This is a genomic window from Pseudomonas sp. 9Ag, assembly GCF_902506445.1.
Taxonomy (GTDB): Bacteria; Pseudomonadota; Gammaproteobacteria; order Pseudomonadales; family Pseudomonadaceae; genus Stutzerimonas; species Stutzerimonas stutzeri_AB.
Genome location: NZ_LR733836.1, coordinates 1,561,510 through 1,583,098 on the forward strand (window position 1 = coordinate 1,561,510; position 21,589 = coordinate 1,583,098).

Consider the following 21,589-nt stretch of genomic DNA (forward strand, 5'->3'; position numbering starts at 1 on the left):
ACGCGCACAGCTCATGCAAAGGAATGGGCGCATTGTAACTCAGGGCCTGCAGGCATAGGCTGTACAGAAGTTATACAAGTACAGGATTGTGCAATGTATCCTAAGCTACCGCTTACGCTCTATGTCGACGGTGCCTGCCCGCTCTGTGCCCGCGAAGTCATTTGGTTGCGGCGTCATGCCACACAGGAGCGCCTGCGACTGGTGGACATCAGTTCGCCTGGTTTCGTTAGCGAGGAGCGATCGCTTGACCAGCTCCGCGGCAAGCTTCACGCGCGCAGCGCCGATGGGCACTGGCTTACAGGTCTTGACGCGACCTACTGGAGCTGGCGCGCGGCAGGCCTTGGCAAATGGGCCGCGCCTCTGGGTTGGCGTCCGTTACGACCCCTGCTCCTGCTCGCCTATTGGCTGTTCAGCCTGGCGCGACCTCATCTTGGCTGGCTACCCCATCCCGAAGGCAGCAGCCGTTGTACCGACCGTTGCGATCCTTTTTGACACCTTGCCGCCCAGAAAAACCTCTACAGGCACAGATGCTCATGCGTGCTGCATTGTTCAGCTCAACTGCTCAGAAAACGCTACAAGACGCGGGAGATAAAGCCAGTTCAGCGGTTCAGGCTCTGATCTCATGGCGCCAGGCTGTTGTAATTTTATTGTACAGATAAATTATTTGGTATAGCTTTGCCTCACCAGCGAGGCTGTACAGGCTGCTCGCCATTGACGCCTTCGCCACGACCCAAACACGTAGGGTTTGCCTACGGATGGCTTCCCAGAGGATCACCCATGAACGAACTACCCGGCCATTTTCACCAAATACTTCTGGGGGTCGGTGAAGACCCGCAGCGCGAAGGCTTGCTCGACACCCCGAAGCGCGCCGCCAAGGCCATGCAGTACTTGTGCAATGGGTACGGCAAGAGCCTCGAGGAAGTGGTCAACGGCGCCCTATTTGCCTCGGATAGCGACGAAATGGTCATCGTCCGTGACATCGAGCTCTATTCTCTCTGCGAACACCACATGCTGCCCTTCATTGGCAAAGCACACGTTGCTTACATCCCGACCGGCAAGGTGCTCGGTCTGTCCAAGATTGCACGAATCGTCGACATGTATGCGCGCCGTTTGCAGATTCAAGAGAACCTCACCCGCCAGATCGCCGAGGCGATTCAGGAGGTGACTCGCGCAGCAGGTGTTGCGGTGGTCATCGAAGCCAAGCACATGTGCATGATGATGCGCGGGGTCGAGAAGCAGAACTCGCTGATGAACACGTCGGTGATGTTGGGTGCCTTCCGGGAGTCCTGCACCACCCGAATGGAATTCCTGCAGCTAATTGGGGGGAATCGCTAATGCCTCGTCTGGAATCCGGCATGGCCCGCATCCGCGTCAAGGATTTACGTCTGCGCACCTACATCGGCATCAATGAGGATGAAATCCTCAACAAGCAGGACGTGCTGATCAACCTGACGGTGCTCTACAAGGCCGTCGATGCGGTTCGCGATAACGACATAGACACTGCATTGAACTACCGGACGCTGACCAAAGCGGTCATCTCCCACGTCGAGCACAATCGGTTCAGCCTGCTGGAGCGCATGACACAGGAAATCTTGGACCTGGTTATGCGCCTGCCCAGCGTTGAGTACGCCGAGGTCGAGGTCGACAAGCCACATGCGCTGCGGTTTGCCGAATCGGTTTCCATTACGCTCGCTGCCAGCGGCGGGCAACGCCTCGCCTGAACCACTCCCCTCGTCAGCTGACGGGCTATCCATCGCTCGGCCGCACTTTCTACCGCCGGTACCGGAGCATCTGCTCTGCGCCAGCCCCTATAGATCTGCCGGGGCCGTGCCGAGGCTCTCGGCCTATGGCGACCGCAACTTCGCAACCAATAACCCAGCCGTTTACCAGGCACTGCGGGAGCGCAACGACTGAGCGCTTTCGCAGCCACCGTTGAGGCGTCAACCGACTTGCCAACCGGCAGAACCGCCTCGCTACAAAAAGCCTTGTGCCAGCCTTCAGGTAGTTGTTCTAGAATGCCGAAAAACGCACAAGAGACACCCTGATGATCAATGCCAAACTGCTGCAACTGGTAATCGAAGCCTCCAACGACGGGATCGTGGTAGCCGAGCAGGAAGGCGACGACAATATTCTGATCTACGCTAATCCTGCGTTTCAGCGCCTCACGGGCTATGAGGTCGACGACATCCTCTACCAGGACTGCCGTTTCCTGCAGGCGGACGACCGTGACCAGCCGGGTCTTGCAGCGATTCGTGAAGCAGTTCGAAGCAACACTCCCTGCCGCCAGATTATTCGTAACTACCGTAAGGACGGCAGTGCCTTCTGGAACGAACTGTCCATTACACCTGTGTTTAACGAGGGTGATCAGCTCACCTATTACATCGGTATCCAGAAGGACGTCACCCCGGAAGTCGAAGCCAAGCAACGAGTCCGTGAGCTTGAAGCCGAAGTCCAGCAACTCCGGGAGCAGCTTGCGGCCCTCCAAAGCTAACCAGTGTGCCGCATGTCGGCCTGTGCTCCGTGGCACTTCAGCCTTCATCAGGGCTGCCGATAAGGCTGGTAGGCGCTTCAGCCTGAAGTCGCGGCAACACTTGTGACCAGAAAGTGCATTTATTGATGCAGACTGCTGGGAAAACACGAATAATTGCCATCTGCCATTACATTCCCGCCAACTTGGACGGCGGCTGAATTCAGGTCCGCTTCTTTGACTTCCTACGCTTTCGTTGAAAACGCAACGGTGCTGCTTGCGCTTTGCTGGCTGCTATCGGTTACCGCGCGTCATTGGGGCCAGAGCCACCAGCTATGGGCGCAATGCACGGCCGGCATCTGGTTCGGCGGAGCCTGCATCGTTGGCATGCTGATGCCCATATCCGTCCAGGACGGTGTCATCTTCGATGCGCGCACTGTTGTGCTGAGCATGGCGGCCTTGTTTGGAGGCCCGATCGCCGCGGGTATCGCGGGTCTGGTTGCCGGCGCGTATCGGCTGTGGGTGGGTGGCGTAGGCGTCTGGGTCGGGTTGATCAACGTACTGCTACCCATCGCCCTGGGACTTGCCTACCGTCACTTCCATCGCCGCGGCCAGATCGCCGTCGGCAGCTGGCAATTGCTGATCTTTGGCCTGGTCCTGCATGGCGGTGTCGTAGCCTCACTGTTGTTGTTACCGGCTCAACTTGTCGCACCTACACTCGAGCAGGTTGCGGTGCCCATGTTGCTGGTGCTGCCAACAGCGGTAATGCTATTAGGTCTGCTATTGGCCGATCTGCTCAGACGCGACCAGATCGAACGTGCGATGCATCTCAGTGAGGCACGTTTGAGGGCGATCACTCAGGCGATCCCCGACGTGCTGTTGGTGCTTGATGAGGACGGTCGCTACCTGGAGGTGATCGCCAACGACTCGTCGCTGCTTCAAGGAGGCAGCCCAAACCTGATCGGTAAGACTGTGGATGATGTGCTCCCTCCCATCCAGGCAGAACGCTTCCGCGAACTGATTCGTGACACACTTTCAAGCGGCACACCCGGCCTGCTTGAATATTCTATCCAGACCGCAAACGGCTTGAAGATATTCGAAGTACGCGCCCAGCGCCTGCCACTGGCGCAACCGTACAAGCCAGCCGTGGTGTGTTTGAGCCGTGACATCAGCGAGCGTGCCAAAGCCGAACAGGAGCGTCGCATCGCCGCAATCGCCTTCGAATCCCAGCAGGGCATGATCATCACCGACGCCAAGAACCGCATTCTGCAGGTTAACCAGGCATTCACCGAGATCAGCGGCTACAGCGCAGACGAGGCCATCGGACAAGACACGCGCCTGCTCGCCTCCGGTCGCCACGCGCCCGATTTCTACCTGACCATGTGGCGCAGTATCCAGCAGACAGGGGCGTGGCAGGGCGAGATCTGGAACCGCCGCAAGACTGGCGAGGTATACCCCGAGTGGCTGTCGATCAGCACCGTGCTCGACGCTCAGGGCGCTGTGTCCAACTACGTGGCGGCCTTCACCGACATAACCGAACGCAAGCAAGCCGAAGAACGCATTCATAACCTCGCTTTTTACGACCCCCTGAGCGGCCTGCCCAACCGTCGCCTGTTGCTCGATCGCCTCAAGCAGGCCCTGGCAGCCACTGTACGCAGCCAGCATTACGGCGCGCTGATGTTCATCGATCTGGATAACTTCAAAAACATCAATGATCTTCATGGCCACCAGGCCGGCGACCAATTGCTCTGCATGGTGGCCGAACGCCTGAGCGGTGAGGTCCGTGGCATCAACACCGTTGCCCGCCTCGGCGGCGACGAATTCGTGGTCATGCTCGAAGATCTGGATGCCAAGGCGGAATACGCAGCAGCCCAGGCCGAGCAGATAGGCGAAAGGATTCTGTCGGCATTGGGTCAGCCTTACCGACTGGGCGCCCTGTTGCTGCACAGTAGCGCCAGCATTGGTGTGGTTTTGCTGAACAGCAATGACGGGGACGCAGAAGAGCTGATGAAGCGCGCCGACATGTCGATGTACGAAGCCAAACAGGCCGGCAAGAACGCCCTGCGCTTCTTCGACCCGCGCATGCAGCAGGCTGTACAAGAACGCCTGCGCTTGGAAGACGAAATCCGCCGCGGCCTGACAGCGGGCGAGTTTGTGATTCATTTCCAGCCCCAAATTGAACGCCATCGTGGGATCGTCGGTGCTGAAGTTCTGGTTCGCTGGCAGCATCCGCAACGCGGCTTGCTCAGCCCTTTCCACTTCATCGGGCCGGCCGAAAGGGCCGGGCTGATCGAGACATTGGATTTCGTGGTGCTCACCCAGGCCTGCGAACAGCTCGCCGCTTGGGCCAAACAGCCGCGCTGGGCGACACTGACGCTTGCCGTCAACTTGAGTGCAAGTCTGCTCTATCAGGCCGACTTCGTTGATCGTGTGCTCGCGTTGCTCGAACGCACCGGTGCCAATCCGCGACTGCTCAAGCTTGAAATTACCGAATCCCTGTTGCTCGATGATATGGAAGAAGCGGTAGTTCGAATGAGGACGCTGAAGCAGCACGGCATTCGGTTCTCGATCGACGACTTCGGCACAGGTTATTCGTCCATGGCCTACTTGCAGCGGTTGCCGCTCGACCAACTGAAAATCGACCAGTCGTTCGTTCGTCAGCTGGTCGATGATGTCAGCAGCCAGACCATCATCCGTGCCACCTGCGCGCTTGCCTCCGGGCTCAATCTGGAAGTGATCGCCGAAGGGGTCGAGACGGAAGAGCAGCGATCACTGTTGGTCGCCAATGGTTGCGACATGTTCCAGGGTTATCTGTTCAGCCGTCCCGTGCCGCTAGAAGCGTTCGAAGCGCTGGAGCTCGAACCCGTGGCGTGAGGGTCGCATTCGCGTACCTCACGCCGAGATGGGCCGCTTACAGCGCCAGCGGGGCCCGGCGACACAGGGTGACCAGCGCCTGCACCCACTGCTCATGGGTATTCAGGCAAGGGACCAGCTGTAGATCCATACCACCGGCCGCAACGAACTGTTCGCGGCCTCGATCACCGATTTCCTCAAGCGTTTCGATGCAGTCGGACACGAAGGCCGGGCACATCACCAGCAACTTCTTCACGCCTCTGGCCGCCAGCTCTTCGAGCTGCGCCTCGGTATAGGGCTCGATCCACTTGGCACGCCCCAGTCGTGACTGGAATGACACCGACCACTGTTCGGGGTGCAAGCCGGCACGCTCGGCAAATGCCGCTGCGCTCTGAATGCACTGCGCGCGGTAGCAGCTGGCGAGCACCGCGCCTTCGGCACGCTGGCAGCAATCATCGGTTTTCAGGCAATGCGCGCCGGTCGGATCCGTCTTGCGCAAATGCCGCTCAGGCAAGCCGTGATAGCTCAGCAGAAGGTGGTCGAACGATTGTTCCAGGTGCGGTTGAGCACTCGCAACCAACGCCTCGAGATATTCCGGCTGGTCGAAAAACGGCTGCAGAATGGACAGCTGAATGTCGAGGCCGCGTTCGCGAATCACCCGCCGTGCCTCTTCAATGACGGTGGTCGTGGTGCTGTCCGCGAATTGTGGATACAGCGGCGCCAGAGTGACCTGCCTGATGCCCTGCCCTGCCAATTTCAAGAGCGAGCGCTCAATGGACAGTTCGCCATAGCGCATCGCCAGCTCGACCGGGCCCTCTTTCCAATACGGCCGAACAGCGTCGGCCAGGCGTTGGCTCAGCACCACCAGAGGTGATCCTTCCGGCCACCAGATGGATGCATAGGCATGTGCCGACTGTTCCGGGCGCTTGATCAGGATGAGCGAGACCAGCAGCCGGCGAACGGGCCAAGGCAGGTCGATGACATAAGGGTCCATCAGAAACTGATTGAGATAGCGGCGAACATCGGCCACTTCGGTGGACGCCGGAGAACCCAGATTGACCAACAACAACGCCTGCTCGGACATGCACATTTCCAACTACTGATTTAATGGATCGCGCCGCACCCCTTGGGCCGCGACGCTATTTTCACACAGCGGTCACGCCTTGCGCAGGTCTGCCAATGCCGCATCCAATGTCACGAAACGAAACTGAAATCCTGCGACCTGCAATCGCAACGGTCGCACTTTTTGTCCGCCAAGGATCAGCCCGGAAAGTTCGCCCAAGCCGACCTTCAAGGCCAGCGCAGGCACCGGCAGTATTGCCGGACGCCCCATGCTCGCTGCGAAGGCTTTAGCAAACTCGGCATTGCGTGCCGGCTGTGGTGCGCACGCATTGTAGGGGCCGCCTGCTTCGGGCTGGTGTAACAGAAAATCTATCAGGCCGATCTGATCGTCTATGTGAATCCAAGGCATCCACTGACGGCCATTGCCCTGTCTGCCGCCAAGCCCAAGCGCGAACAGCGGCCTGAGACGTTGCAGAAAGCCGCCTTGAGGTGCCAGCACCAAGCCGGTCCGGATCAGGACCACGCGAATGCCCAACGACTCCGCTCGCATTGCACTCTCTTCCCAGGCAGCACACAGCTGGCTAGCGAAATCGTTGGTAACCGGGCTGTCGTCCTCGCTCAGTTCCCGCTCACCACCGTCGCCATACCAACCGACCGCCGAGCCGGAAATCAGCACACTGGGTTTCTGCTGCCGCGTCGCAAGCCATTCCACCAGCTGCTCGGTCAGTTTGATGCGACTGTTCCACAGCAGCAAACGACGGGACTTGGTCCAAGGCCGATCGGCAATCGGTGCACCTGCCAGATTGATAACTGCATCGAGCTGGACCTGGTCCAGTTCGCGAAGCTCGCCAATGCCTTTTACCGACTCGCCGCAACGCTCCGCAACCTGCTCGGGTGACCGACTCCAGACCCAGAGCCGATGCCCCTGTGGCAACCAGTGTTTACACAGCGCCTGACCAATTAGGCCAGTCCCGCCGGTGAGCAATATGTTCATTGCAGCCTCCGCATCTCAGCTGTGGGCCCGCACCAATGACTCAGCGGGCTGCTACATTCTGACGCCACACCTATACAGAAATCAAACGCTGTATAACTTGGTAATGCAAGCGTAGTCTATGTACAACTACTCAACAGGCTGCCAGTGCTCTTTCAGTCTTTTCAGGTGTCCGGTCGTTATGAATCGATTCAATCCAGACAAACTGCTGCTTTCCAAGTGGACGTCCACTACGCCCCAAAACAAGGAAAAGCACTTCCTCATTACCGAGCTGTTGCGGGATGAAAACGACGTTCTGCTGCAAGTTGAGCTTCAGGCTGTCCTCACTCAACGAAGCCAGTGGATCGACTGGCAGGTCCTGCGCGACGATCAGCAATGGCTGTTCGGGTGGCGTTAAAGTAGGCGCTTGGCAGGCAGCATCAGCTGCCTCACGGAATCTTGTACATGTAGTATTGACTTGTACAAGTAACCACTTATGATGGCCTCATATTGTACAGAAAACCCTACCTGTACAAGTGCAGCGAGGTCGATCACATGCCTAATAGCTCTCGTCCCCCGATCAAAGTCGGTATCAGTGCCTGCCTGCTGGGCAGCCCGGTGCGTTTCAATGGTGGCCATAAGGAATCGCGCCTATGCAGCGAAACGTTGGCCAGGCATTTCGAATTCGTGCCGGTCTGCCCTGAGGTCGCCATAGGTCTCGGCACGCCCCGTGAGCCAATCCGTCTGGTCGGTGATCCCGACAGTCCTCGCGCAGTGGGCACCGTGCACCCGGAGCTGGACGTAAGCGAAGCCCTGACTGCATACGGCAAGCAGATCGCTCGCGAACTGAGCGATATCAGCGGCTATATCCTGATGCAGAAATCCCCCTCCTGCGGGATGGAACGGGTCAAGGTCTACCAAGCCAATGGGCATCCCATTGACGGCGGCGGCACCGGCCTGTTCGCTCATGCGCTGATGGAAGCGCGACCGGACCTGCCCATCGAGGAAGACGGTCGGCTGAACGACCCCGTACTGCGAGAAAATTTCCTCACAAGAATTTTTGCCTACGCCGAATGGCAGCGTTTGCTCGAAGCCGGGCTTACCCGCAAGGCACTGGTCGAATTTCACTCGCGTCACAAGTATCAGCTGATGGCGACCAACCCTGGGCAATACAAAGCCCTCGGCCGGATGGTCGCAACGGTGGGCATAAAGCCGCTCGATGAGTTCGCACCGATCTACTTCAGCCAGCTGATGGCCGCGCTCAAGACCACCGCATCGCGCGGCACCCACAGCAATGTGCTGCAGCACCTGAGCGGGTACTTGAAGAACGATCTTTGCGGCGACGACAAGCAGGAACTGCAACGCCTTATCAGCCAATACCGCGAGGGCATCGTGCCGCTCGTCGTACCGATGACATTGCTCAAGCATCACTTCCGCCGTCATCCGGATCGCTATGTGGCCAGCCAGGTATATCTGCAGCCGCACCCCGAAGACCTCAGCCTGCGCAACGGCATCTAGACATGACCCTGACTGTTGATGACGACATCAATGTGAGCCGTGAAGACGGCTGGTTCCCGATCAGGGAAGTTGCGCGCCTCACCGGCGTCAATCCGGTCACGCTGCGTGCGTGGGAACGGCGCTACGGGCTGATCGTGCCGCGCCGCACACCCAAGGGCCATCGGCTCTATGACGACAGCCACGTCAAGCGGATCCAGAGCATTCTCAAGTGGCTGAATCGGGGCGTAGCCGTCGGCCAGGTCAAGCAGTTGCTGGATGCTCGCCAGACTCTCAATCTGAACGAGCACAGCCCATGGGGCGGTCTGCATGACCAGATGTTCCTGGCCGTCACCGAACTCTCCGAACGACAGCTCGACGACAGTTTTAACCGTGCGCTTTCGCTGTATCCGCCATTGACCTTGTGCAAGCACCTGTTGCTGCCACTGCTGCTGAGTCTCGAACAACGCTGGACCAGCTCTTTCGGCGCAGAAGTCGAGCGTGGATTGTTCTGTTCGTGGCTGCGAACCAAACTGGGCACTCGCATCTATCACAGCAACCGTCAGCATGGCGGCGCACCGCTGCTGTTGACGACCCTGTGCGATCAGCGCTTCGATCCGGGGCTGTGGCTCAGCGCCTGGCTGGTGTCCAGTGCAGGTTGCGCTGCCGAGGTGATCGAGTGGTCTGTACCACTGGCGGAACTGCCACTGGCCCTGGAGCGAATCAAACCGCGGGGTCTGCTGCTGTATGCCAGCCAGTCACTGGACAGCGGCTACCTCAAGCGGCATCTGCCCCGGCTGGCCGACCCGGAAGACATGCCGCTGCTGCTGGCGGGGCCGGCAGCCAGCATTCACTTTGCTGAACTGCGTGACATACCCGGCCTGACCCTCGCCGTTGACCCGCTCGCCGCGCTCGAAGCCCTGCAGGCTGGGTCGCTGCTTGAAAACCCTAAAGGGTATCTGGAATGAACCAGCTTCTCTGGCTACGCACCGACTTGCGCGTCAGTGACAACAGCGCCCTGGCAGCCGCGATGAGCGCCGGCCCCACTTTGGCGCTCTATCTGATCACGCCGGGCCAATGGCATGCCCATGACGATGCGCCTTGCAAGGTCGATTTCTGGCTACGCAACCTGGCTGAGCTGTCGCTACGCCTCTCAGAACTGAACGTTCCGTTGCTGATCCGCACCGTTCAAGACTGGCAGGCAGTGCCCGCAGTGATTGCCGACCTTTGCCGCACCCATGAGATCGGTACCCTGCATGTCAATGACGAGTATGGAGTGAACGAGCAGCGCCGTGACGAGGCAGTCGCCAAAGCGCTTCATGCAACCCCCACAAGCATGCGTCGCCACCTTGATCAGCTGCTGTTTGCCCCAGGAACTATCACTACGCAGTCGGGTGGCTACTTCAAAGTCTTCAGCCAGTTTCGAAAGGTGTGTTATGCCCGGCTGGCAGGGTCACTTCCCGCGTGTCTACCCGTTCCGGATCGCCAGGCATTGCTGCTGATTCCCAGCGACTCGGTACCGCAGACAGTCGATGGATTCGCCCAACCCAGCGATTATCTGCGCTCGCTGTGGCCGGCAGGCGAAGACTTCGCCCAGCTGCGCCTCGCCCAGTTCGCTGAAGATGACCTTGCAGACTATCAACAGCGTCGTGACTTCCCTGCCGAGCCTGGTACCAGCCAGATTTCCGCCTATCTGGCTGCGGGCGTCGTTTCGCCTCGGCAATGTCTGCATGCCGCGCTGAGAGCAAATCGCGGTGAACACGACAGCGGCAATCCAGGTGCCGTCACTTGGATCAATGAGCTGCTCTGGCGCGAGTTCTACAAACATATCCTGGTGGGCTATCCACACGTATCGATGGGCCGAGGCTTCCGGCGAGAAACCGAAGCCCTGCCCTGGCGTCACGCACCCGATGAGCTGGCCTCCTGGCAGCAGGGCCGTACCGGTTTTCCGATCATCGACGCGGCAATGCGTCAGTTGCTGGCGACCGGCTGGATGCATAACCGCCTGCGCATGATCGTCGCCATGTTTCTGAGCAAGAACCTGCTCATCGACTGGCGTGAAGGTGAGCGGTGGTTCATTCAAAACCTGATCGACGGCGACCTCGCAGCCAACAATGGCGGCTGGCAGTGGAGCGCCTCGACGGGAACCGACTCGGTGCCCTATTTCCGACTGTTCAATCCGCTCAGTCAGTCTGCCAAGTTCGACCCGGACGGCCGTTTCTTGCGGCGTTGGCTGCCTGAGCTGGCCGAGTTGGACAAACGCGCGATTCACAACCCTGCGAAACTCAACGGTCTGTTTGCTGCAGTCGATTACCCGACCCCTATCATCGACCTGCCGATGAGCCGGGACCGCGCGCTTACGGCCTTCAGGCAACTGGGGGAGGCGCTGTGAGCGGCTTTCTGCAGCAATTCTCGGCCAACTTCGCCCAGCTTAATGCTCATAACCTCGACCGCCTGAGTGAGCTCTATGCAGAAAACGTTCACTTCACAGATCCGCTGCATGAAATCTGCGGGCTGGCCGAACTGCACGAGTATTTCGCGGAGCTTTACGCCAACGTCACTGCCCTCGACTTCGCATTCTTCGCCTTCGACGAGGTGCGCGAAGGCGAAGGCTATCTACGCTGGATCATGAGTTTTCGTCACCCCCGCCTCAACCAAGGCCAGCTCATCAGCCTGGAAGGCTGCACCATGCTGCGCTGGGACGCTGCAGGCAAAGTGGTGCGTCATCGCGACTACTTCGACGCGGGCGCCCTGCTTTATCAACACGTCCCCGTCGTTGGCTCGATGATTAGATGGCTGCATCGGAGGATCGCGTGAACCCGACGCGAAGCTTCTGGCTCGTCCCATAGAACCAGCCTACCCCGCACCGTTGAGCGTCACCGACGTGCCGTGTGAACTGGGTTGAGCGCCCTGCCCTAAAGCAACCCGCTTGTTTAAAGCCACACATTGCCGCTGAGGCGATGAACGGTCTGATAGCCAGTTCAAGCCCAGCCGATATAGCAATGCGCGCCCGAGCGCTTTACGAGAGACACTCTATGAGCAACACGACCATCACCATGCAGGACCATTACCGCAAGGCCGACCGCATCATGCTCGGCGTGCTGTGGTTTCTCTTCGTATATGCGCTCGGTCTGGCTGCGATGAGTGGCAGCTGGGCACAGGCCTTCGTCATTGGCGGCGGTACCGCCCTCGCGATGACGGTGCTCAACGCACTGATTGCAGGCGAGCGGTTGATGCGTTGCCTCATCGGTGCAGCGTTCATGGTCATGTCAGCGCTGCACATCAACCAGGAACACGGCATGCTGGAAATGCACTTCGGCATCTTCGCCCTGCTCGCGTTTCTGGTGTACTACCGGGACTGGCTGCCCATCGTCGTGGCTGCTGCGACCATTGCAGTGCATCACTTGTCCTTCTTTGCACTGCAGCAACAAGGTGCCGGTGTGTTTTTGATGCCTGAGGGCAATTGGGGCGAGGTCTTCCTGCATGCGTTTTATGTGGTGCTTGAGAGTGCCATCCTCATTTACCTGGCGGTGCGCGCCAATGCCGAAGCGAGCGAAGGCGAGGCATTGCTCCGCGCTGCGGCAGAGATCACCCGCAACCCCGAACGGATCGACCTCAACCAGCGCTCTGCTGCCAGTGGCCCTGTGGGCGAGCGGTTCAATCACTTGCTCGATCAACTCTCCGAACTGGTGAGTGCGGTGGTAGCGGATGCGCGCGGCCTCGACGGCACGGCTGGCAGCCTGAACACTGCCACCCGGCAAATGCGTAATGGTGCTGACCTGCAACTGGGTGAAACCGCACAAATGGTCGATGCGATGCAACAGATGTCGACCGCCATCGAGGAAGTTGCCGGCCACGCCGATCGGGCCTCACAGGCGGCACAGGCTGCAAACGCGAAGGCGGGACAGGGGCGCCAATCGGTCCTGACTAGCCGTGAGGAGATCACCCTGCTGGCGCACCGCATCGACGGAACCGACGAGGTCATGCAAGACCTGGCCGCACAGTCCGAGCAGATCGGCCGCGTTTTGGAAGTGATCCGCAGCATCGCTGAACAGACCAACCTCCTGGCCTTGAACGCCGCTATCGAAGCCGCTCGGGCCGGGGAGCAAGGTCGAGGGTTTGCCGTGGTAGCCGATGAGGTACGTAACCTCGCGCAGAAAACGGCGACCTCGACCCGCGAGATCCAGGAGATCATCACACGCCTGCAGCAGAGCAGCCGAAAAGCGGCCGATTCGATGCAAGACAGCCGACTGAGCGTGGCCCGCTGCGTCGACGACAGTCAGAAAACTACTGTACTGCTGGAATCCATGGCGCAGGAAATCGAAGCCATCAGCCACATGAATGAACTGATAGCCGCTGCCACCCATGAGCAAACCGCGGTCTCTGCGGATATCGCCAGTCACCTGCAGAGCGTTCAGCAGATTGCCGAACAGAATGCCGTGGATGCGAGCCAGCTGGAGCAGGACAGTGCCGGGTTGAGTGCACTGGCTTCTCGACTTGGCACACTCAGCGGTCGCTTCGCCATTCGTTGACCGAATTCCTTAGGGCCCAGTTGAACACTGGCGCCCTGAGGCCATCGCTTGCTACCCCTCGCGGAGTTGCGCTTTCACTGAAACATCAGGCTGACATGCTCCCTGTTGTGCGCATCAATCAGTGGCATGTAACAAGTCTCTAAACCATCCCAGGGATGGAGCTTGAACAGTCGAAGTAGCCGAGCAAGACCTGGGAGAAATCGCTGCCGCTGGCGTATCGGTGTCCTCAGTGGTATCGATCCATGCCCGCTTAGCCGCTGATGCAAAGGAGTCAGTCTATGATCCCGGACCCACTGATCGACGCGCTGCACCGAGCCAGGCACGTTGTGGTTTTTTCAGGCGCAGGCGTGTCAGCAGAAAGCGGCATTCCGACATTTCGCGACTCGCTCACTGGCCTGTGGGAACGCTTCGACGCCGCATCGCTGGCTACGCCAGAAGCCTTCCGAGCTGACCCGGCTCTGGTCTGGGGGTGGTACGAGTGGCGGCGCATGAAGGTGCTGCAGGCTCAGCCGAACCCCGCCCACATGGCGATTGCCGAATTGGCTCGGCACGTCCCCCGTCTCACGCTCGTCACCCAGAACGTCGACGATTTGCATGAGCGAGCCGGCAGCACCGACGTTAACCATTTGCACGGCAGCCTCCATCAGCCTCGCTGTTTCAACTGCGGTGAACGCCCGGACACATCGCCGACCATGCCGGACGAGCCCGAAGGTGGCCGCCGTCTGGAGCCGCCACGTTGCGCGGCATGCGGTGGTCAGCTGCGTCCAGGTGTGGTCTGGTTTGGCGAAAGCCTGCCAACTGAGGCGATGAACACCGCTTTCGCTGCCGCGCAATCGTGCGACCTGCTGATCTCCGTCGGCACGTCTGGGATGGTCTACCCCGCCGCCGAGGTTCCGGGCTTGGCCTGGCGCGCCGGTGCTGTGGTCGTCCACGTCAATCCGCAACCCCAAACCGATCACAGCGAGCGGGAATTTGCATTGGCCGGGCCGGCTGGTGAACAGTTGCCACTGCTGATCAGGCAAGTTTTCGGTCAGGTGACCCCAGGTTGACCGAAGACTGAATTCCCTACAGATGTCAGCGCTGAAGCGTCTTCAAACGGGCCCGGGCGCGCCGCATCATGTCAAAGGCGTAACAACAGCGATCTGATACGCCCTACGCTGCTGAAGCCGCTCATACCAGGCCCGTAGGTGCGGCAGGTCAGGACGTTCGATGGGCATCTCGAACCAGGCATAGGCGAAACAACCCAGCGGAATGTCACCCATGGCGAACGACGCTCCGGACAGGTAGGGTTGGTTCGCCAGTGTTCGGTCGGCGATCGCCAGCAACTTGCAGCACTCTGCTGTTGCGGCGTGCACCGCAGGCATGTCGCGCTGCTCCGGCGCGGTGCGCACCATGTTCCAGAACACCGTGCGAAACGGCGCAGCCAGGGACGAGGTGACCCAGTCCATCCACTTGTCAGCCTCGGCGCGTTGCGCCGGATCGACCTGCCACAAGATGCCCTCACCGTACTGCGCCGCCAGATAACGAACGATGGCGTTGGATTCCCACAGCACCAATTCGCCATCCTCCAGGCAAGGCACCAGCTGGTTGGGATTCTTCGCAATGTAGTCCGCCTCACCAACCACCCCAAAGACTCCGCCGGCATCGACACGGGTGTATTCGATATTCAGCTCTTCCAGGCACCAGAGTGCTTTTTTCACGTTGGTCGAGTTAGTCCGGCCCCAAAGTTTCAGCATTCGATGTGCTCCCGTGCGTCGATATCAGATTCAAGCGCCCTCACCCTAGCTTCTGACGGCTATCGGCCGCCAGCCGGCCTTACTCATTGCGCCTTGCGATGGTCGGCTAGCAGCCGCGTTGCGCCCTGAACTTTCTGGGTATACCAGAACACCCGGCTAACGCCACGGGTGATCGCCACGTAAGCCAGGCGCAGGCTCTCGTCGGCCATCGCCTGGTCATAGCTGTTACGGAAAAAACCTGAGTAGGCATACAGCGCGTTTCGCAAAGGATGGCGCTCGGCTGGCAGACAATCATCGACGATGATCGCGACCTCAGCCTGCAGGCCCTTGGCGCGATGAATGGTGTAGGTCTTGACCGGCAGCTTGCGGTCCAGCTGCGCCTCGATGGCCCGCAATGGCTCGTTGCGCCGGCTGAGTACCAGTACCGCGTTGCGGTCAGCATTCGGCCGAGCGGCAACATGTTCGCATTGGGCCTGGATCTCGCAGATCAGCTCTGGCAGCCGGCTCTTCACATCGAAGCGAGTTACCAGTTTTACGCCATGATCGCCCTGTTGCGTCGCCTTGGCCGCTTGGCTGACCTTGGTCTGCTTGAACGTCACCCCGCTCAACACGGCCTCGCCATCGCGGATGACTGGCTCGATTGAACGGTAGTTGGTTTCCAGCATCAGCACCCTGCTCTTCTTCGATGCGCCGCGGCCAGGGAAGTATTTGTCGAAATCCATGAACAGCTCCGGCGAACTGCCGCGCCAGCCGTAGATCGACTGCCAGTCGTCGCCAATGGCCATCAAGCTGACGGCCTCGCCCTGGCTCGACAGCGCACGGTGCAGCGCCTGTAGCCACTGCACGATCTGCGGCGAGATGTCCTGAAATTCATCGATTAGCAAGTGGCTGAACGGCGTCAATGCCGCTGACGACACACTGCGGTCGGCCGCCGCAAGACGTTGGGTCAAGGCTTGGAACGCACCGTTGAAGGTGGTCAATCCCTGAGATGCGAGCAGCGCCTGGAAATGCCGCCAGAACAGCACCAAGGCCTCGCTGAAGGCACGTTCCACCGACGAACCCTGCAGTCGGGCGGGTTGCATCTGGTCGATGCGAATACCAATGCTTTCGATAAAACCGGCTTGCACGTAGAACGCCTCGAACAGCGGCGCAGGGGTGAACTCACCGGCCAGCTTGAATACGTCCAGAGGCGCCTTTGGGGCGCGCTTTTTATCGTCTGGCAATGGCAAGCGCAGTAGCTCGTGCACCAACGTGCGAAAACGATCCTCTTCGGCATAGCAGGACTGATAAGCCTGTTTGAGCAGTCGCTGTTGTGCCGGCCGCATGCGTGAAGCGGTCAGGGGGTTATCCAGATCTAGAGGCGAGGCACCCTTTTCGTCCAGTTGCTCGAACCAGACCGGCTTGCCCAGCACGTCCCTGGTCATTGCTGCCATGGCCGAATGGAACGTTCTAACGCACTGCCGCGCACTAGCGGGATCGAAATCGAAATTCCAGAATCCCAGCACCCGGATCAGCTGTTCGCGCAGTTGAGTGCAGGATGCATTAGTGAAGGAAATGACGGTCAGCCGTTCTGGCGCGATGCCCAAATGGCAGAGCATGAACACCACACGCAGCACCAGGGTGGTGGACTTGCCCGAGCCGGCACCAGCGAAGATGCGCGTCACTGGGCTGTCTTCGAGGATCATTGCCCATTGCTCATCCGACGGCGCGCAGATCACGCCAGCCTCTACCGCGCGACCGACACGAAGACGCATTGCCTGAATCTGCTGCTCATCGACCGTCAACTTAGCCGGCCCATAAATGCCTTCACTGGCCGGCTTGCGAGCTTTTGCGCGGGGCTTGGCTGGGGTAGCTGCCCCCGCAGGGGACTTGGTCGTACGGCCGATCTTCGCAGCTGCAGCTGACTTTTTGCTCGTACGAGGCAACGTCTGTTTGGACACGGCGTTCGGCCAGCGCCGCACTAACAGCTCCTCTTCCGACTGCAGATAAGCGGAGGTACGAGGGAAACAACGCGCCAAGGCACCCGACACCAGGAGCTTGTAGCGCTTGACGGCAGAAAACATTGAAATAAACAACCAAGGCGTCAACAGGTGGTTGATATGTTACGGGTTTTTCATCGCTGACTGATGGCCGAGCGAGCAATGGTCACGTCGACCAGCAATCACTTATCCCCGACTGCATCACCGTGCCTGCGGGACGATGGCTCGACGCTCCTGTGTACGGACCAAGATACGGATGCGACCCTTGCTGCCCCCACTGGGTGTACACATCACGTTCGGGCCGCGGCGGTCGACTGTTCATCAGAGGCAGGGCACCTGCCGCAGCGTCCGAGTACTAAACAAGACAGTCACTTGTAGCGGCTACACCAGCCGTCCGGCATAGGTCATTTATGTACAAAATCGGTTTCGCCTGCATGTACCGACACCCCGGCCACAGCGAGTCGCTGAAGGAGCTGGAAACCATCGAACGCGCCTTCAATCCGCGCTCGACCACGCTGCGCTGGCTCAACAGCGTGTCGCAGGACGCGGCGCGCGAGAAGCTGAATGGCATCATCGAACACAACCTGGCCGCGCAGTTGCGCTTGCTCGAATACGTCGAGACCTTGCCACCACCACTGCGCATGTTGCGCCTGAGCAGCGACTTGCTGCCGTTCTACAGCCATCCGGAAGCAGCCGACTTCTACCGTCAGGCCGAGGTGCAAGCAGCGACGGAGAAAGGCTTTGCCCTGATTGGCAAGCGTGCCCGAGCAGCCGGCATCAGGCTGTCGCTGCACCCGGGTCAATATTGCGTGCTCGGCTCGGACAAGCCTCAGGTCGTCGAGAACAGCCTGGCCGAGTTCGAATATCACGCCGACATGATCCGCATGATGGGCTTCGGTCGGCAGTTCCAGGACTTCAAATGCAACGTGCACATTGCCGGTCGCCTGGGCGGCGAAGGCATCCGCACGATCTGGCCGCGACTCTCTACCGAGGCGCGTAATTGCATCACCTTCGAGAACGAGGAAAAGACCTACGGCGTCGACGACTGCCTCCAGCTTGCCGACCTTGCGCCAGTGGTACTGGACATCCACCATTGCTGGATCAATGAAGACCGGTATATCGACCCACAGGACCCGCGTGTGGCGCGCATCATCGACAGCTGGCACGGTGTACGGCCGACCATGCATTACTCGCAGCCGCCGGAAAGCCTGATGGAGCTGGGATTCAACGTCGATGAGAAACTGGAAATACCGGCGCTGCTGGAAAAGGTCAGCAAACGTGACCTCTACAGCCACAGCAAACGCATGTGGAATCGCTGGACCAACCTTTATGCGCGTGAATTCCTCGACCGGTTTGACATGATGTTTGAGGCCAAGGACAAGAACCTCGCCACGCTGGACTACTATCGCGATTATCTTGAAACGGCCAAAGTCGAGTAGTCGCCACCGCGGAGCCAAAGCGCTTTTTTCAGCTATTAAAGACGCAGCGGCTCAAGCGCCCCATTTGAACCATACCCACACGCCAAACAACACAAGCCCGGCAATACCTATGGGTTTGGCATGTCGATTCCAGATATCCAGGGCCGCCTTGCCCGCCACCGCTATCAACAGCGCAAGACCGAAATAACGAGCCCCTCGGGCGAGACAGGCAGCGGCGAGAAAGAGAACGATGGGATAGGCGCTGGCGCCCGCTACGAGCATGGCGATCTGAAACGGTATAGGGACAATCCCGATGGCCAGGATTGCCATGAAACCGTCTTCCTGGAACTGCTTGTCGAATTCCTCGTACGCAGCCTCACCGCCAAAGAGCCCGACCAGCGTGTCGCCCCATTGATCCATCGCGAACATACCAAGGTAGTAACCCAGTGTGGCTGCGGTCAGGTTCCCTGCCAGCGCGACCGTCGCGATTCGCCATTTACGGTCCGCGTGGCAAAGCATCCAAGGGATGAGGATGACCTCGATCGGGATGGGGATCAGCAAGGTTTCCATCATGGAGGCTAGGAATAGCAGCGTCATCGCGTGACGTGACTTGTCGAGGCGATCAAGCCAGGCGCGTGCGGAGGTGAGGTTGGCTTGGGACATGAATGACGGGCTCGTCGTGGCTTAAAAATAGCGGGTTGATGAGCTAATCGGACTCGCCGACTAACGACCCATTCCAACCTATCGGAAAACAATGTGGGGGCATTGGTTCGAGAAGGCCGCCTATATCCGACCGTAACGCTGCACTTTTCCAAAGGCGTCGAGTCAACTAGTGCAACGGGCCACCTTCGAGCCCATAAGTGCGTAGCAGCCTTGCACGGATTAGTAGATGACAAACGATAAATACCGCACTGCAGTAGACGCTGCTGCTATTTATTCGGAGACGGACCTCCACGGCATGATCACTTATATCAACGATCAGTTTTGCGCCATTTCTGGCTACAGCCGTGAAGAACTGATCGGCGCCAACCATCGGCTGCTCAACTCCGGCCATCACTCGCCCGAGTTTTTTCGCAACCTCTGGCGCACCATCGCTGACGGGCGAATCTGGAAGGGCGAGATCTGCAATCGTCGCAAGGACGGCTCGATGTACTGGGTCAACAGCACCATCGTGCCCATCATGGACGACATGGCGTCGCGTGTAGAAAAGTACATTTCCATCCGTTTCGATGTAACGGAAAAGCAGGAGCTCCTCGAGGCCCTGCAATGGCGCGCCTCCCATGATGTGCTCACCGCTTTACCCAACCGCGTATATCTGCACGATCGAATGCATCAGGCCATCGCTGCCGCCCATCGCCATCAGCGTTCACTTGCGGTGTGCATACTCGATCTGGATGGTTTCAAGGCAGTGAATGACCGCTTCGGACACGCCATCGGCGACATGCTGCTTATTGAAGTCGCCAATCGGCTGACTCGTGAGATGCGCACCGAAGATCTGCTGGCGCGTCTGGGCGGTGATGAGTTTGTCCTGCTGCTTGACCAGGTCGACGAGCTACTTCTGCCCGCCGCGCTACAGCGGATCCTTGACGTGATAGCTGTTCCTTTTCACATCGATGGCAATTTGCTCAACGTCGCGGGCTCGCTCGGCGTCTCCATATACCCGAAAGATAACGAGGGCCCTGATACCTTGCTACGCCATGCCGACCAGGCGATGTACGAGGCCAAGCAAAACGGGCGCAATCGATACCGTTTTTTTGATGTCTCGATCAGCAACGAGACCAGAGCAGCGTTTCAAACGATTGAATGTATGCGGCATGCGCTGGAACGCGACGAGCTTGAGCTCCATTATCAGCCAAAGGTCAACCTGCGCAGCGGCACGGTGACGGGTTTCGAAGCTCTGCTGCGCTGGAACCATCCGGCACGGGGAATGCTCCTGCCGGACACCTTTCTCCCCGCAGTCGAGCGCACTGACTTGATAATTGATATCGGGGAGTGGGTAATTGATCGCGCGTTACAGCAGATCGAGTCATGGGCGGGTGAAGGCCATCACCGGCCGGTCAGCGTAAACATCGCGGCGCGGCATTTCCAACTTCCCGATTTCGTGGAGCGGCTGCGAATTTTGCTCGGACGACATCCCAGCGTTTCGCCGCATTACCTTGATATAGAAATCCTAGAGTCCACCGCAATCGACAACCTCGAGCATGTCAGCCAGTGCTTGATCGACTGCCAGAAAATAGGGATCACCTTCTCTCTGGACGATTTTGGTACCGGCTTCTCTTCGCTCAACTATCTCAAACGCCTACCCGCGCAAACCATAAAGATAGACAAGTCATTCATACGCGACATCCTCCATGACAAGGAAGACCTGGCGTTATCCGAGGCAATCATCAATTTGTCACGTACCTTCGAGCGTGAAGTCATTGCTGAAGGCGTCGAGACGAGCTTGCAGGAAAGCATGCTGCTTGGATTGGGCTGCTACCTGGCTCAGGGTTACGGCATTGCAGCGCCAATGCCGGCCCACGAGGTTGCAGAATGGGCGGCCCACTATGAATTTACCCATAAGTGAGGCAGCTAAGCTGGCAAATGGAAGGCGACGAGAACAACAGCGGAGGATGTTTATCCTGCGCGAACCGCACGGGTCGGCGCAGGATGGCAGGTGGTCAGGAATTCCTTAGTTGAATGTCATGCTCCCGACGTCTGGCCAACATGTCTGCAGCAACGAGCGCCAGTAACGGCAGCACGCCGACCTTGAGGCCCAGCTCCCATGATCCAAGGAACCCAATCAGTACCGCTCCTACAACAACGATGGCAGCAACGCAGTGTGCGCAAAAGCGCCATAACTCGAGTGCAACGACCTGAGCATTCTGGTTGTTGGTCATAGTTAGCCCCTCTTTCTTGTTGTAATAAGCTTTGTACAATTTCAGCGTAGTCAGCATAACGGCTCGTGCAAACACAATTTTGTTTCAAGAATGTGTCTATCTCGCAGGTTCCAGCCGCTTAACCCCCTCCCAACGACAGTATTCACGAGGCCTCCGGCACGCGGAATGGGTAAACAACTGGGCCGCGAATCGTTATTGA

Annotated in this window: 20 protein-coding genes; 14 read left to right on the forward strand and 6 right to left on the reverse strand. The window is 59.0% G+C overall.

The annotated features are described in order from the left end of the window. The first annotated feature begins 93 nt into the window (after positions 1 to 93). The 5 genes from ALTERO38_RS06940 to ALTERO38_RS06960 all read left to right on the forward strand — a co-directional run bounded on the left by ALTERO38_RS06940 (position 94) and on the right by ALTERO38_RS06960 (position 5,341). The gene (locus ALTERO38_RS06940; protein ID WP_159967779.1) at positions 94 to 492 is read left to right on the forward strand and encodes a thiol-disulfide oxidoreductase DCC family protein; all 399 of its coding nucleotides are present in this window, start codon (positions 94 to 96) and stop codon (positions 490 to 492) included. A 285-nt stretch (positions 493 to 777) separates the two neighbouring features. Continuing rightward, positions 778 to 1,335, forward strand: coding sequence for a GTP cyclohydrolase I FolE (gene folE, locus ALTERO38_RS06945; RefSeq protein ID WP_148924327.1), 558 nt, complete (start codon positions 778 to 780; stop codon positions 1,333 to 1,335). Beyond that, a complete protein-coding gene (gene folX, locus ALTERO38_RS06950; RefSeq protein WP_159967780.1) occupies positions 1,335 to 1,721 on the forward strand; it encodes a dihydroneopterin triphosphate 2'-epimerase in 387 nt (128 codons plus the stop codon). The genes folE and folX overlap by 1 nt, the downstream gene beginning before the upstream one ends. A gap of 323 nt (positions 1,722 to 2,044) precedes the next feature. Then, the gene (locus tag ALTERO38_RS06955; protein WP_102835160.1) at positions 2,045 to 2,491 is read left to right on the forward strand and encodes a PAS domain-containing protein; all 447 of its coding nucleotides are present in this window, start codon (positions 2,045 to 2,047) and stop codon (positions 2,489 to 2,491) included. Positions 2,492 to 2,704: 213 nt separating this feature from the next. After that, complete coding sequence (locus ALTERO38_RS06960) at positions 2,705 to 5,341, forward strand: EAL domain-containing protein (RefSeq protein WP_159967781.1); 2,637 nt, start codon at positions 2,705 to 2,707, stop codon at positions 5,339 to 5,341. A 37-nt stretch (positions 5,342 to 5,378) separates the two neighbouring features. Here ALTERO38_RS06960 and hemH read toward each other — a convergent pair whose 3' ends face one another. After that, complete coding sequence (gene hemH, locus ALTERO38_RS06965) at positions 5,379 to 6,404, reverse strand: ferrochelatase (protein WP_159967782.1); 1,026 nt, start codon at positions 6,402 to 6,404, stop codon at positions 5,379 to 5,381. Positions 6,405 to 6,476: 72 nt separating this feature from the next. Further along, positions 6,477 to 7,376 (reverse strand): TIGR01777 family oxidoreductase, encoded by a 900-nt coding sequence (locus ALTERO38_RS06970; RefSeq protein WP_159967783.1) that lies wholly within the window; start codon positions 7,374 to 7,376, stop codon positions 6,477 to 6,479. 178 nt (positions 7,377 to 7,554) lie between these two features. Between ALTERO38_RS06970 and ALTERO38_RS06975 the strand changes: the two genes are divergently transcribed. The 7 genes from ALTERO38_RS06975 to ALTERO38_RS07005 all read left to right on the forward strand — a co-directional run bounded on the left by ALTERO38_RS06975 (position 7,555) and on the right by ALTERO38_RS07005 (position 14,427). Continuing rightward, on the forward strand, positions 7,555 to 7,770 hold the full coding sequence (locus tag ALTERO38_RS06975; RefSeq protein WP_148924333.1) for a TIGR02450 family Trp-rich protein: 216 nt from the start codon (positions 7,555 to 7,557) through the stop codon (positions 7,768 to 7,770). Between the two features lie 137 nt (positions 7,771 to 7,907). Further along, positions 7,908 to 8,870: a DUF523 and DUF1722 domain-containing protein gene (locus ALTERO38_RS06980; protein WP_159967784.1), complete on the forward strand. Its 963-nt coding sequence runs from the start codon at positions 7,908 to 7,910 to the stop codon at positions 8,868 to 8,870. Between the two features lie 2 nt (positions 8,871 to 8,872). Beyond that, complete coding sequence (locus tag ALTERO38_RS06985; RefSeq protein WP_159967785.1) at positions 8,873 to 9,814, forward strand: MerR family transcriptional regulator; 942 nt, start codon at positions 8,873 to 8,875, stop codon at positions 9,812 to 9,814. Next, positions 9,811 to 11,238 carry a deoxyribodipyrimidine photo-lyase gene (phrB, locus tag ALTERO38_RS06990; RefSeq protein ID WP_159967786.1) on the forward strand — a complete coding sequence of 476 codons (1,428 nt, stop codon included), beginning with the start codon at positions 9,811 to 9,813 and terminating at the stop codon, positions 11,236 to 11,238. The genes ALTERO38_RS06985 and phrB overlap by 4 nt, the downstream gene beginning before the upstream one ends. Then, positions 11,235 to 11,663: a nuclear transport factor 2 family protein gene (locus tag ALTERO38_RS06995; protein WP_148924337.1), complete on the forward strand. Its 429-nt coding sequence runs from the start codon at positions 11,235 to 11,237 to the stop codon at positions 11,661 to 11,663. The genes phrB and ALTERO38_RS06995 overlap by 4 nt, the downstream gene beginning before the upstream one ends. 218 nt (positions 11,664 to 11,881) lie before the next feature. Further along, a complete protein-coding gene (locus ALTERO38_RS07000; protein ID WP_159967787.1) occupies positions 11,882 to 13,378 on the forward strand; it encodes a methyl-accepting chemotaxis protein in 1,497 nt (498 codons plus the stop codon). 278 nt (positions 13,379 to 13,656) lie between these two features. Continuing rightward, positions 13,657 to 14,427: an NAD-dependent deacylase gene (locus tag ALTERO38_RS07005; RefSeq protein WP_159967788.1), complete on the forward strand. Its 771-nt coding sequence runs from the start codon at positions 13,657 to 13,659 to the stop codon at positions 14,425 to 14,427. Positions 14,428 to 14,493: 66 nt separating this feature from the next. On the opposite strand, the gene ALTERO38_RS07010 is transcribed toward ALTERO38_RS07005, so the two are convergent. After that, complete coding sequence (locus tag ALTERO38_RS07010; RefSeq protein WP_159967789.1) at positions 14,494 to 15,114, reverse strand: glutathione S-transferase; 621 nt, start codon at positions 15,112 to 15,114, stop codon at positions 14,494 to 14,496. An 83-nt stretch (positions 15,115 to 15,197) separates the two neighbouring features. After that, the gene (locus tag ALTERO38_RS07015) at positions 15,198 to 17,177 is read right to left on the reverse strand and encodes a DEAD/DEAH box helicase (protein WP_159967790.1); all 1,980 of its coding nucleotides are present in this window, start codon (positions 17,175 to 17,177) and stop codon (positions 15,198 to 15,200) included. Positions 17,178 to 17,503: 326 nt separating this feature from the next. Here ALTERO38_RS07015 and uvsE point away from each other — a divergent pair, with 326 nt between their 5' ends. Further along, the gene (gene uvsE, locus ALTERO38_RS07020; protein WP_159967791.1) at positions 17,504 to 18,532 is read left to right on the forward strand and encodes a UV DNA damage repair endonuclease UvsE; all 1,029 of its coding nucleotides are present in this window, start codon (positions 17,504 to 17,506) and stop codon (positions 18,530 to 18,532) included. Between the two features lie 51 nt (positions 18,533 to 18,583). On the opposite strand, the gene ALTERO38_RS07025 is transcribed toward uvsE, so the two are convergent. Beyond that, a complete protein-coding gene (locus ALTERO38_RS07025) occupies positions 18,584 to 19,174 on the reverse strand; it encodes a YqaA family protein (protein WP_159967792.1) in 591 nt (196 codons plus the stop codon). Positions 19,175 to 19,400: 226 nt separating this feature from the next. Between ALTERO38_RS07025 and ALTERO38_RS07030 the strand changes: the two genes are divergently transcribed. Beyond that, complete coding sequence (locus ALTERO38_RS07030; protein ID WP_159967793.1) at positions 19,401 to 21,077, forward strand: bifunctional diguanylate cyclase/phosphodiesterase; 1,677 nt, start codon at positions 19,401 to 19,403, stop codon at positions 21,075 to 21,077. A gap of 94 nt (positions 21,078 to 21,171) precedes the next feature. Here ALTERO38_RS07030 and ALTERO38_RS07035 read toward each other — a convergent pair whose 3' ends face one another. Further along, positions 21,172 to 21,447, reverse strand: a complete 276-nt coding sequence (locus ALTERO38_RS07035) for a hypothetical protein (protein WP_234484575.1) — start codon at positions 21,445 to 21,447, stop codon at positions 21,172 to 21,174. Between the last annotated feature and the right edge of the window lie 142 nt (positions 21,448 to 21,589).

What these genes read in the sequence shown, in the direction of transcription:
- uvsE (WP_159967791.1), top strand. Translation starts at nt 17,504, where the DNA reads ATGTACAAAATCGGTTTCGCCTGCATGTACCGACACCCCGGCCACAGC.
- ALTERO38_RS07010 (WP_159967789.1), bottom strand. Translation starts at nt 15,114, where the DNA reads ATGCTGAAACTTTGGGGCCGGACTAACTCGACCAACGTGAAAAAAGCA.
- hemH (WP_159967782.1), bottom strand. Translation starts at nt 6,404, where the DNA reads ATGTCCGAGCAGGCGTTGTTGTTGGTCAATCTGGGTTCTCCGGCGTCC.
- ALTERO38_RS07005 (WP_159967788.1), top strand. Translation starts at nt 13,657, where the DNA reads ATGATCCCGGACCCACTGATCGACGCGCTGCACCGAGCCAGGCACGTT.
- ALTERO38_RS07000 (WP_159967787.1), top strand. Translation starts at nt 11,882, where the DNA reads ATGAGCAACACGACCATCACCATGCAGGACCATTACCGCAAGGCCGAC.
- ALTERO38_RS06980 (WP_159967784.1), top strand. Translation starts at nt 7,908, where the DNA reads ATGCCTAATAGCTCTCGTCCCCCGATCAAAGTCGGTATCAGTGCCTGC.
- ALTERO38_RS06955 (WP_102835160.1), top strand. Translation starts at nt 2,045, where the DNA reads ATGATCAATGCCAAACTGCTGCAACTGGTAATCGAAGCCTCCAACGAC.
- ALTERO38_RS06940 (WP_159967779.1), top strand. Translation starts at nt 94, where the DNA reads ATGTATCCTAAGCTACCGCTTACGCTCTATGTCGACGGTGCCTGCCCG.
- folE (WP_148924327.1), top strand. Translation starts at nt 778, where the DNA reads ATGAACGAACTACCCGGCCATTTTCACCAAATACTTCTGGGGGTCGGT.
- ALTERO38_RS07025 (WP_159967792.1), bottom strand. Translation starts at nt 19,174, where the DNA reads ATGTCCCAAGCCAACCTCACCTCCGCACGCGCCTGGCTTGATCGCCTC.
- ALTERO38_RS06970 (WP_159967783.1), bottom strand. Translation starts at nt 7,376, where the DNA reads ATGAACATATTGCTCACCGGCGGGACTGGCCTAATTGGTCAGGCGCTG.
- ALTERO38_RS07035 (WP_234484575.1), bottom strand. Translation starts at nt 21,447, where the DNA reads ATGCTGACTACGCTGAAATTGTACAAAGCTTATTACAACAAGAAAGAG.
- ALTERO38_RS06975 (WP_148924333.1), top strand. Translation starts at nt 7,555, where the DNA reads ATGAATCGATTCAATCCAGACAAACTGCTGCTTTCCAAGTGGACGTCC.
- phrB (WP_159967786.1), top strand. Translation starts at nt 9,811, where the DNA reads ATGAACCAGCTTCTCTGGCTACGCACCGACTTGCGCGTCAGTGACAAC.
- ALTERO38_RS07015 (WP_159967790.1), bottom strand. Translation starts at nt 17,177, where the DNA reads ATGTTTTCTGCCGTCAAGCGCTACAAGCTCCTGGTGTCGGGTGCCTTG.
- ALTERO38_RS06985 (WP_159967785.1), top strand. Translation starts at nt 8,873, where the DNA reads ATGACCCTGACTGTTGATGACGACATCAATGTGAGCCGTGAAGACGGC.
- folX (WP_159967780.1), top strand. Translation starts at nt 1,335, where the DNA reads ATGCCTCGTCTGGAATCCGGCATGGCCCGCATCCGCGTCAAGGATTTA.
- ALTERO38_RS07030 (WP_159967793.1), top strand. Translation starts at nt 19,401, where the DNA reads ATGACAAACGATAAATACCGCACTGCAGTAGACGCTGCTGCTATTTAT.